The organism is Pseudofrankia sp. EUN1h, assembly GCF_001854645.1.
Lineage (GTDB): Bacteria > Actinomycetota > Actinomycetes > Frankiales > Frankiaceae > Pseudofrankia > Pseudofrankia saprophytica.
The window spans coordinates 1-10,298 of record NZ_MBLN01000122.1 but is presented as its reverse complement, the minus strand read 5'-3'; the positions used below and the strand labels follow the sequence as shown (position 1 = coordinate 10,298).

The 10,298-nt window shown below is 69.0% G+C and carries 9 protein-coding genes and 1 pseudogene; 4 read left to right on the top strand and 6 right to left on the bottom strand.

Annotation, left to right across the window (positions count from 1 at the left end; genetic code table 11):
* The coding region (locus BCD49_RS46255; protein ID WP_131803664.1) for a tetratricopeptide repeat protein at positions 1-213 on the top strand (213 nt) is incomplete at its 5' end.
* A 362-nt stretch (positions 214-575) separates the two neighbouring features.
* Positions 576-1,286: an IS6 family transposase gene (locus BCD49_RS39720; RefSeq protein ID WP_071042542.1), complete on the top strand. Its 711-nt coding sequence runs from the start codon at positions 576-578 to the stop codon at positions 1,284-1,286.
* A gap of 149 nt (positions 1,287-1,435) precedes the next feature.
* On the opposite strand, the gene BCD49_RS39715 is transcribed toward BCD49_RS39720, so the two are convergent.
* Positions 1,436-2,269 (bottom strand): hypothetical protein, encoded by an 834-nt coding sequence (locus tag BCD49_RS39715; RefSeq protein WP_071042541.1) that lies wholly within the window; start codon positions 2,267-2,269, stop codon positions 1,436-1,438.
* Between the two features lie 787 nt (positions 2,270-3,056).
* Here BCD49_RS39715 and BCD49_RS39710 point away from each other — a divergent pair.
* The gene (locus tag BCD49_RS39710) at positions 3,057-5,048 is read left to right on the top strand and encodes an NHL domain-containing protein (protein ID WP_071042540.1); all 1,992 of its coding nucleotides are present in this window, start codon (positions 3,057-3,059) and stop codon (positions 5,046-5,048) included.
* A 136-nt stretch (positions 5,049-5,184) separates the two neighbouring features.
* On the opposite strand, the gene BCD49_RS39705 is transcribed toward BCD49_RS39710, so the two are convergent.
* The 4 genes and pseudogenes from BCD49_RS39705 to BCD49_RS39690 form a co-directional block, all read right to left on the bottom strand.
* Complete coding sequence (locus BCD49_RS39705) at positions 5,185-6,258, bottom strand: IS110 family transposase (RefSeq protein WP_071042539.1); 1,074 nt, start codon at positions 6,256-6,258, stop codon at positions 5,185-5,187.
* 94 nt (positions 6,259-6,352) lie between these two features.
* A pseudogene (locus BCD49_RS46740) lies at positions 6,353-7,210 on the bottom strand (IS5 family transposase).
* Positions 7,211-7,445: 235 nt separating this feature from the next.
* Positions 7,446-8,129 carry a response regulator gene (locus BCD49_RS39695; RefSeq protein WP_425343337.1) on the bottom strand — a complete coding sequence of 228 codons (684 nt, stop codon included), beginning with the start codon at positions 8,127-8,129 and terminating at the stop codon, positions 7,446-7,448.
* A gap of 266 nt (positions 8,130-8,395) precedes the next feature.
* Complete coding sequence (locus BCD49_RS39690) at positions 8,396-9,259, bottom strand: RNA polymerase sigma factor (protein WP_051466194.1); 864 nt, start codon at positions 9,257-9,259, stop codon at positions 8,396-8,398.
* 244 nt (positions 9,260-9,503) lie between these two features.
* Between BCD49_RS39690 and BCD49_RS39685 the strand changes: the two genes are divergently transcribed.
* Positions 9,504-9,695, top strand: a complete 192-nt coding sequence (locus BCD49_RS39685) for a hypothetical protein (RefSeq protein WP_007512731.1) — start codon at positions 9,504-9,506, stop codon at positions 9,693-9,695.
* 70 nt (positions 9,696-9,765) lie between these two features.
* Here BCD49_RS39685 and BCD49_RS39680 read toward each other — a convergent pair.
* Positions 9,766-10,298, bottom strand: a 533-nt coding sequence (locus tag BCD49_RS39680) for a transposase (protein ID WP_241832494.1), incomplete at its 5' end; no start/stop codon positions are given.

The window sequence follows — 10,298 nt, the reverse complement described above, 5'->3', positions numbered from 1 at the left end:
CAGGGCGACCTCCCGACCGCCCGGGCAATGCTCGAGGACGTTCTTGTCCGGCGCTGCCGTGTCCTCGGCGAGGACCACCCCTTCACCCACGCCGTACGTCAGGCATTGGCCGCCATGACCAACAACGAGGCGCAGTACTGCGAGTACTCGGACCAACCCCCAGACCCTGGTCGRCCARGACACGCTCCACCACAGGTGCGCCACTCGTCGTAGCGGGGCCGTTTCAGGATCGACTCGGTCGCACCTTCGACGATTACGCAACGTCAAAAATGGTCACAATATATCGTCGGCGGCGCGATCGTCCGATGACGCAGGCATTCGGATCACCCTACTCGGCGATGGACCGTTAATTGACGAGACGGAGCTGGTCAGAGCACGGCCGTGGCTCAGGTCCAGCTCCTTCCCGTGATAACCGCGAGAAGTCCATAAATGTGAACCTGCGTCCGCGAAGGTCAACAGATCGCTTCGGCTGGCTTTCCCGTGACAACGCGTCTTGTCATAGGAAAGGCGGCGGACGGCTCTGTTGCGTTGGCGGGGCACGGCGGTCGGGCCAGCCGCTCAGGCATGATCGACCGGTGCATCGTCGGCGTGTCCGTCCCGTGGTTCCGGCCTCCGAGTTCGCGGGGTTCCGGTTCCCGCCGGAAGCGATCACGTTGGCGGTGCGGTGGTATTTGCGCTTCGGCCTGTCCTACCGGGACGTCGAGGAGCTACTGGCCGAGCGCGGCATCGTGGTCGATCACGTCAGCGTCTTCAGGTGGGTGCAGCGGTTCACTCCGCTGCTCGTCGACGCCGCCCGGCGGTGCCGCCACAGCCCGGGCGACAGGTGGTTCACCGACGAAACCTACGTCAAGGTCGCCGGCCGTTGGACTTACTTCTACCGGGCGATCGACCAGTTCGGCCAGGTCATCGACGTCCTGGCCTCCGAAAGGCGAGACCTGGCGGCAGCRCGCCGCTTCTTCACCCGGGCGCTGGCCCACGGCCGCCGGCCGGTCGAGGTGACYACCGACCGCGCTGCGGCCTACCCGCGCGTCCTCGACGAACAACTCCCCGCCGCCMACCACGTCGACGCCCGGTATGCGAACAACACGATCGAAGCCGATCACGGCCGGTTGAAGGCACGGCTGCGACCGATGCGAGGRCTCAAACAACTGCGCTCCGCCCAGGTGATCGGATCCGGGCACGCCTTCGTCCAGAACGTTCGCCGCGGGCACTACGAACTCGGCATCGACGCCGAGCCCCATCTCCGGCTCGCGGCAGCGTTCGCCGAGCTCGCTCTGGCCATCTGATCAGGCCACCAACCTGACCCTGCCGTGCCTCGGGCCTGCCCAACGCAACAGAGCCGTTATCTTGGGCCACGACCTGCGTCACGGAAACGTCCGCAAAACAATAGCCATAACTGGCGCCGCGGCTAAGACCCACCATGATCGACATGGCGCTACAGGGTCATGTAGTCGAGCTGGTGTTCCCTGCCACCCAGGAGGTCATGGAGCGGCAGCCTGCGGAGGATTCCACCATTGTGGTGGGTCCACAGCGAATACACCTCGATGGCGCGATAGTCCGCCGCGTTGACCGCGGAGACGGCCACGACATGACTGAGCGGTGTTCCCAGCTGCTTCTTCGGCAGATAGGTGACGATGATCTGGCCGCGCTGGATCGCGTTCGCCCCAGGAATCTGTTCCGTATGATGAATCGTGCCCGCGACGCCGTTATGAGCGAGAACGGTCTCCACTGACCGCTGGTTTGCGTACATGGCTGCCACGGTGGCCGCGGTGATGAGGCCGGCATCGACAGCAGTGACCAGCATGGCCTCCCAGCAGTTCATCGCCGTGTYGAGGCTGAGCGGAGCCGCGAGCGGGTTGGGGCCGCTGACCCACTGGGAAACAGCGCCTCCCATGGTGCTAACCCAGGTATAGGCGCCGCGCCGCATCTCGAGGAGCGCCAGGAAGCGGTCCAGGGCGGTCACGGGCGCGGGACCGCCCGGCACGAGCGCCGCGGTGGAGGGCAGCCCGAGCGCGGCCTCCCGGCCCGTAATGGCCTGCCGGACGACCGCCGTCGTGATCCGCCCGCCCGCGGCGGCGTCGATGACGGCCACGGATGCGGTGATCAGGTTCTCGGGAACGACCCCGGGCGCATAACGCCGCCCGATCTCGGCGATGAAGATGTTTGTGTGCTCGCGATTCCGCCAGTCCGCTTCCGGAGCCGTCGCTCCGATCGACGTCCGCCGGACCCCGTCCAACAGGACTTCGACGATGTTCCCCTCGATGGTCATGGAGTCCGACCTTTCTCAGGATCCGGGAACGCCTGACCAGGCGAGCGTGCGCGCCCGGCGGCTGGTGCCCGGTCACGATCCCACACCGACAACGAAACTTCCGCCGTTCCGTAAAGCAGGCAAGACCGCTCCGCACGCCGCCGGCCACACCGCCGATCTGTCGCCCAGTACGTCATCACGTTGCGCCATTGAATAGGTGGAGAACTGGTCTGGTGGAGGCCGCCGACTCTGTTTTGGCACGCGTCCGCCGCGGCTGCCATGGCCACGTCGGCCAGAGCGAGAGCGATCCACGGCGGCGTTCCCGCCCGGCGGCGTCGAGCATGACGCCGCCGGTCAGGGAGCCAACCCCGATGCCGAGGTCGGACGTCGGTGGTCCGTACCGACGTGGCGAGGTCTGCCTTCTGCGCACCGCGGGCGTTGACGACGGCCGCCCCCGCCGTCGGGGCCGCGCCAAGCGCCGTGCCCCCACGCGGCGACCGAGACGAGGAGGACCGCGGGCTCGCGCCCGGACGGTCCCAGCACGGGCATCGCCCGCGTCACCCCGGCCACCGCGCCGGCTATCAGGCGGACGACGGCGCCCAAACGGGCAACTGCGCACATGTCCTCGGTTGGCGACCCTCCTCGGCACGGATTCGCTAATGTCACGACATACGGCGCGGCTCGGGGCGGTCACGGCCATTACTTTCTCCCGCGGGCCAGTTTCGGGACCGCCGACGTCCCCTGCCCATGGCGTCGGTACCAGGGGGGATGGCCAGTGGCCGGGCTTGATGAGGCGAAGGTCGCGGCTATGACCGGCGCGCAGCGGCAGACAGTCCTGCGCGCGCTCGAGGCCGCCTTTCCGAGCCGGGACCGGCTCGAGGCGCTGCTCGACGGGCTGGACAAGTCCCTGGGCCGCTATGCCGCCGAGTCCGTGCCGTTGGAGACCGCCGTGTTCAAGGTCGTCGCGGGAGCGAGGGCGGAGGGCTGGCTGCCGCGGCTGCTGGCCGAGGCCGCCGTGGTGAATCCCGGCAACCCCCAGTTGGCCGAGGTGATGCGTCAGTACCAGCTCACCAGGCCCGTTACGCGACCTGGTGGGAATCTAGGCGCCGCGTCTTCTAGGACACACGGCGGGCAGGCTCTACGCCCCTTCGCCCCGGCCCGCGCCCCCGCGTCCCCGCCCACGCCGCTGGCCGGGCCGCCGTCGGACGAGGACGTCATCACGACGCTGGCCAACGAGTTCCCCGTCCCCAACGTCGCGCAGGGCCTCGTCGGGCGGGCGGGGCTCCCGGCCGGGCGCCAGCCAAGCTGGAACGTCTCCAACGCGGAGTCGTACTGGCGGGCGGTCCGCGACCTGTTCGCCGGCGGCGCCGTGGAGGGTGGCTGGGCGGACCTGCTGCACGCGGCCTACGACGCCCGGCCCGGGAACGCCGTGCTCGCCGCCGCCGCGAAGGCCGCCGGCGTGGCCGGCGCGCCGGCCCCGAGAACCGACCACAGAAGAACCAGCCCGCCACCCGCCGGACCGCTCATCCCCGCGGCGGGCCGGATAGTCCGGATCGATGGGCCAGGCACCCAAGGGCCCGCCGTCAAGGCGGAAGTGCAGCTTCCGAACACCGAGCGGCGCTCCGACCCGCCACCCACCGGACCGCTCGCCCCCGCGACCGACGAGGCACAGCCGCCACAGGTACCGACACGCRCAGTCGACGAACCTCGCCGCCGTCGCCGACGGCGGACCGTACTCGTCGCCGCGCCGATCGCGGTCGTCGTCATCGTCCTCATCGCCAGTCTGGCCGACCGATGTTCCAGCGAGCACCCCTATGGGACCCCGGCGGGGGTCGCGGTCGCCGCCGACGGCACGGTGTACTTCACGGACACCCACCACGACCGGGTCAAGAAAATCGACAAGGCTGGGGTGGTCAGCGACTTCGCGGGGACCGGCGTGTCCACGTTCTCGGGTGACGGCGGGCCGGCCATCCGGGCCCAGGTCGGCTTCCCGAACGGCGTGGCGGTCACCGACGACGGCACGGTCTACATCGACGACAACCACAACGACCGGATCAGGAAGATCGACCCATCGGGCACGATCCGCACCATCGCCGGCATCGGTACTGGTGACGGCCACGGCACCTTCTCCGGAGACAACAGCGCAGCCACCAAAGCCGGCCTGAACTCCCCACAAGGGATCGCGGTCACCTCCGATGGCACCGTCTACATCGCCGACACCGCGAACAACCGGGTGCGGAAGATCGACCCATCATCGGGCACGATCACCACCGTTGCCGGCACCGGCGCCTCTACCGGAAGTGTTTCCGACGATGACGGCGGCTTGGCGACCCAGGCCGATCTGAGCGCTCCCGCCGACGTGGCTGTCGGTCCTGGCGGGGCGCTGTACATCGTCGACACGGGCCACGACCGGATCAGGAAGGTCGAYGCGCAGGGGCGAATCACCACCGTCGCCGGCACCGGCGAGCCGGGCCTCGCCGGCGATGGTCGCCTCGCTGTCGAGACCCAGCTTGACAACCCGCTCGGCGTCGCGGTCGCCGCCGACGGCACCCTGTACATCGCGGAGTACCACGGCAACCACATCAGAAAGGTCGACCCGTCGGGCAAGATCAGCACCTTCGCCGGCACCGGCGACTGGGGCTTCTCGGGAGACGGCGGCCTCGCCGCCGAGGCCAAGCTCAACGGCCCGGTGGGGGTGGACGTCGGCCCCGACGGCTCCCTCTACATCGCCATCTTCGACGGCGAGGCCCCCCGGCTCCGGAAAGTGGATCCGGCCGGGAGGATCAGCACTCTCACCTAGCGGTGAAGAGGGTATTAGAGCTTGTCTTATGTGGGGTGTGGGAGCTTCTTCCAGCAGGTGATCGCGGCGGCGAGGCTGAGGAACCCGAGGAAGTTACGGCCGTTGCGTTCGTAGCGGATGGATGCTCCTATGGATGTCAAGCGGCCATCGGAAGATCTTTTGGTGTGCTGGGGGCTGTGAGGATCGTGTAGATCTCCCGGGCCACGTAGCGCTTGAGGCAGCGGATGATCTCTTTCTTGGACTTGCCTTCGRCCGTGCGGCGCTCGATGTAGGCCCGGGTGGCCGGGTCCCAGCGCAGCCGGCAGAGCACGACGCGGTAGAGCGCGGCGTTGGCCTGGCGGTCCCCACCGCGGTTGAGTCGGTGGCGGTTCGTCTTCCCCGAGGAGGCGGGCAGCGGGGCGACGCCGCAGAGCATCGCGAAAGCGGTCTCGGAGCGTAGCCGGTCGGGGTTGTCGCCGGCGCTGACGAGCAGCTGGCCAGCGACGTCGGGGCCGACGCCGTTCCCCGCGACCAGCTTCGGGGCTAACTCGCGGACGAGACGGTCTATGATCTTGTCGAGTTCCTTGATCTCGGTCGACAGGTGCTGGTAACGGCGGGCCAGGCTGCGCAACGCCAGGCGGACCGCGACCGCGGGGTCGCCGGCCCGCGCGGCCGGGACGTCGGCCTCGACACAGACGGCGACCAGGCGGGCGTTGGCCAGGGCGGACAGCTCGGCGCGCACCGGCTCGGGCGCGGTGACGAGCAGCGCCTTCATCTGTTTGATCACGACGGCGCGGTGGGCGACCCCACCGCGGCGGGCGACCCGCAGCGAGCGCAGCGCCTCGACCTGGCCGTCGCGGCCCTTCGGGACGCCGGTCCGCCGGCCCGCGAGCGCCGCCCGGGCGGCCGCCTCCGCGTCGACCGGGTCGGACTTGCCCTGCCAGCGCCGCGCCCTGCGGTCGGGCCGGTCGATCTCGACCACCTCGACGCCGGCCGCGGCCAGGTGGCGGGCCAGGCCGGCGCCGTAGGCACCGGTCCCCTCGACCCCGACCAGGACCAGCGCGCCGAAGCCGCGCAGCCAGTCGAGCAACTGGCCGTAGCCGGCCGCGGTCGCGCCGAACCGCGCCGACCCGAGCAGCCGCCCGGCGCTGTCGAGCGCCGCCGCGGTATGGCTGTCCTTGTGGGTGTCGACGCCACCGGTGACCTCGATCGCCTGCAGGTGCTGTGTCATCGTGAAAACAGCCGTCCCTTCACCTCGACTGACAGGGGCGGCACGCACCAGCCKGGCGACGGACAAGACAGTGAAGGGGCCTCTGGCCAGGCTCCTATAAGGTCACCCGCCCGTCCGGTGAGTGCACACGAGCCCCGCACCGACACAGCCGGCAGATCCCGTTAAGGACACACTGGTCAGTCAGGCGGTGGGCCAGGCCGGCCGGTGCGGGGCTCACGCACATCCTCACTGTCAGGCGGCGGTAGCCGCCGAGCCAGGCGAGCGTCCTCTCGATCTTCCACCTGTGCCGGCCGAGACGGTCGGCGCGCTCGACACCACGCCGCGCGATGCGGGGGTGATGTGGCGTCGGCGCAGGTAACGGCGCAGTTCCGGGAAGTCGTAGCCCTTGTCGGCCCGCAGCTTCGCCGGCCGCCGCCGGCGGGGGCCGTGGCGGGACCGGATCGACGGGATGCTGGCGACCAGCGGGAGCAGGACCTGGCTGTCGTGCAKGTTCGCCCCTGTGACCGCGACGACCAGCGGCAGCCCGGCCGCGTCGGCCAGGACATGGATTTTCGACCCTTTCTTTCCGCGATCGACCGGGTTCGGACCGGTCAGAGATCCCCTTTTTTCGCGCGCAGGCTGGCCGCGTCCACGATCACCGACGACCAGTCGAGCCCGCCGGCCTCGCCGTGGGCGTCCAGGACCTTCTGGTGCAGCCGGGACCAGACCCGTGCCCGGGTCCCAGTCCTGGAACCGGCGGTGTGCCCGTGGGCACCRCCACCCCGAACTCGGCGGGCAGATGCCGCCAGGCGCAGCCCGCGGTCAGCACGTAGACGACCGCGGTGAACACCGCCCGGTCCTCGACCGGCGCGGTCCCGCCGCCCTGCGGGCGGACCTCGAACCGCAGCAGCAGCGGTTCCACCAGCTCCCACAGATCGTCAGGGACCAGCCGTAGAGCCAGGCTGTTCTCCATAACATCCATGATCAGAGATGTACCCGAACTACCACACGAGACACGCTCTAAGTCACGTCCCCGCTCGGTGGCCTCAACCCGAAGGAAGCCAGCCACTTACGCACGGTCGTCTCCTGCTCTGTTAGGACGGTCAAGACGGGCTCGCCGCCCCAGGGTCCCGGATCCGGTGCAGCTAAGTCTTGAGATCCAAGGCGAGTTCTGGCACCCCTGGCGTCCCGTCGGCTCACTGCGACGGTCAGGTGCGGAGTTTGGTGGCGAAGACGGCAGCCTGGGTGCGGCTTTCGAGGCCGAGTTTGGAGAGCATGCTGGCGACGTAGTTCTTCACGGTCTTTTCGGCGAGGTACATGCGGTTCGCAATCTGGCGGTTGGTCAGGCCCTCGGCGATGAGCGCCAGGATGCGTCGTTCCTGGTCGTTGAGGCCGACGAGGCGCCCGTCCTCGGCCGGACCCTGGCGCAGCCGGTAGAGGACGCGGGGGGCCACCTCGGGGTCGAGCAGCGACTGGCCGGCGGCGACGCGGCGGACGGCGTCGACGAGCGCCGCGCCGCGGATCTGCTTGAGCACGTACCCGGCGGCGCCGGCCATGATCGCAGCGAACAGGGCCTCTTCGTCGTCGAACGACGTCAGGATCAGGCAGGCGATGGTGGAGTCGTTGGAGCGGACCTGGCGGCAGACCTCGATGCCGCTGCCGTCCTGCAGCCGGGCGTCGAGGACGGCGACATCCGGACGCAGCGCCATGATCTGCTCGAGGGCCTCGTCGGCGCGGCCGGCCTCGCCGACGATCTCGACGTCCGGCTCGTGGGAGAGCAGGTCGCGCACGCCGCGGCGGACGACCTCGTGATCGTCGAGCAGAAAGGTGCGGATTGTGCGGCTCGGCAGCGGCGGGTCGTCCGCCGGCACGGTCGCCGTGTCGGAAGGGATCTGCTGGGTCTGGGCGGCCTCTTGGTTGCTACGGTTGGGGAACAGGGCGGCTAGCCGATGGGCGGCGTGTCTGTCTCCGACATCGACACGGTCGCGCAGACCGTCAAGGTCACCGTGTTGGGCGAGCAGGTCGGCCACAAGGGACGCGACCTCGTCCACCTGGGCCGGCGGGGTGCGCTCGCGCAACTCGCGTCCACCTGCGCTGCCCAGCGAGGACTGCTCGATGAGTGCGTCAATCTGACCGTCATCAGACCCGTTCGATCGTGTCACTTCTGGTCACCCTCTTGCCCATCCCGACTTTTTTCTCTGATCCGCCATCGGTACAGCGCACCCTCAACGGCCCGGACTGACACTCCCAGCAGTTCGGAGATCGCTCGCTGGCTGTAGCCGTCGATGGTCAGGGCCGCGATCATCCCGGTCCGAGGATCGACCCGTCGGAGGTCCTCGAGAACCTGGTGGTTGCCAAGCATGCGCACCGCCGGGTCGGCGCCGGGATCGGCGGTCGGCTCGCTTGTCCGCGCCACGGCGCGTTGGGCACGCGCCCATTTCTCCTGTTCGACCCGCCGCTTGCGGAACTCGTTGGGGAAGACGTAGAGGCAGGAACCCATGAAATAGGTCGTCAGGCTCGCACCGCCCTCGACGCGCCATCCGCCACCAAGGAGCGCACGTTCCCTGAAACGACCCAGCGCGACGGCGATGGTGATCGTCGCCAACTCATCCCGGGCGTCCCGGTCCCGGAAGAGTTCGTCTAGCTCACGGTCATTCGGATGCAGGGGGAAGCCGCGGTCTGCGACGAGCTGGAATACATACCCGGAGTGCATCCAGGACCGCAGCACCGCCAAGCCGTAGCGGGCGAGTTCGGTCTCGAAGCGCTGGTACTGGCGGCCGGTGAAGTTCGAGCGAGCCAGCGCGTCTCGCAACTGCTGGTCCGCGAGGCGGCGCTCCAGGTTCTCCGCGTCACGACACGTGTCCTCGACGTGGTCCTTTCCGACTCCGCGGAGGACCTCCGTCAAAGGCACTGGCGCCTCAAGGACGTCGTCAGGCGTTTTTCGGGGTTGTACTCCCTGAGCGGAGGCGGGCGCGGCGGGCCTAAAGGCCACTGCCTGCCCCTCGTCGCTCATCGCCGTCACGCATCCGATCTTCTCGTCGTGCGGAGCCCTGGCTACTGCCCACTCGCACTCCGCGCCGGTTCGAGGAGACAGATGCGGCGCCTCGTAGGTGCACCGCCCCCGGGTACCCCACGGCGATTCTCAAGATTTTTTCAAGCCGATCGACCAGCCGGCACTGACGGGCTCCTTCGCAAGCCAGGCGTGGGGATCGGCGCGCTTCTCGACGTACCAACGGCGTCCGCTCGTCACCCGTCGGAGGTCTCGCATGCCGCCCTCGCAACCTGGTCCGCTGCTCACCGTTCGCGCAGCCCTGGTGATGCTGCTGGCGTTGGTCGTAGGCGTGCTGGCCGGCGGTCTGTCCTACCTTGCCGATCCGTCCCTACCCTCCGCCATCCTCGTCGGCGGAGGGGCCGCCGGAGGCGGCCTGCTGCTGTTTCATGCCGTGATCGGCACATGACGAGACTCGAAACGCCAGCCGCGTCGGCGCGTCCCGACCGCGTACCTGCCGAAAAGTACGTCCGGGCAGGTCAGGCTGCATGCTCGTACTCGTGCAGGATCCCGCCGAGCCGGTCGTGTCGGTGGATGGTGAGGTGGGTGAGCCGGTTCGGGTCGRTGATCGGTTCGGGCAGCGGGCGCCGTGGTCTGGCGTTGGCGATGCCCTGGTGTGGTCGGTGCGTGTTATAGAACGCCTCGTATGTACGGAGTGCGTGCAGAAGATGGCGCTGGTTCCAAATCAGGGTCTGGTCGAGCAGTTCTCGGCGGCAGGTCCGTACCCACCGTTCCATGATCGCGTTYATCCGTGRGGCTTGAACACCGCCTCGCACGACCGTGATTCCGGCGTCGGCGAGGATCGCATCGAACAGGGCTGGGTATTTGCCGTCGCSGTCGCGGATGAGGAAACGGGCGGTCGAGGCGGCGTCGTGGAGGTCCATGGCGAGGTTGCGGGCGGCCTGGGTCACCCAGGCGGCGGTGGGATGCGCGGTGGCGCCCAGGATCCGGATGCGCCGGGTGGAGTGTTCGATCACCGCGAGGATGTAGAGGCGTGTCCCGGTCAGGGTCA